Source organism: Treponema sp. OMZ 840 (genome assembly GCF_050937815.1).
In the GTDB taxonomy this organism is placed as follows: domain Bacteria; phylum Spirochaetota; class Spirochaetia; order Treponematales; family Treponemataceae; genus Treponema_C.
On the sequence record NZ_JACDIJ010000051.1, the window covers coordinates 1 to 440 of the forward strand.

The following is a 440-nucleotide window of genomic DNA, read 5'->3' on the forward strand; positions in this document are numbered from 1 at the left end:
GGGTCGAACTTAAGGCGGCTTCCGATTATTTCCATTACCGAGCCTATTTTGATTGTGTCTGTACCGCCGTTCAGTTTGTCGCAGGCTGCCGTGATATACGGGTTGGTACTTGCGGTTTCCGTTTTTGCCGCTTTGGTTTTGGTTAAGGCTCCTTTCAGTGCCGTACCCGCCGTTATATTCAGGTTTACCGTATGGCGTTTGGAATCGAAACTGTCGTCCGCCCCGTCAAATACGCCCGAAATGCTGTAGCTTGTGTTGATAAGCGGCGTGTTTAAGGTGCCGCCTTCTTCCACAATGTAGGTGCATTCCTGCGTATACAGCTGCATAAGGGCGGCAAGGTCGGTGCGCGTTACTGTCGTCCCGCGCTTTACCATGCGGTCTATGATGTCCTCAAGTGTGAACACTTGACTGTCCGTAACCTGCGCCATAAAGTCGTCAGG

The 440-nt window shown here is 51.8% G+C and carries 1 protein-coding gene; it reads right to left on the bottom strand.

What is annotated here, in order from left to right; translation table 11 throughout:
- Positions 1-440: DNA-binding domain-containing protein (locus tag H0R92_RS14070; protein WP_432966315.1), on the bottom strand; the 440-nt coding region annotated here is incomplete at both ends.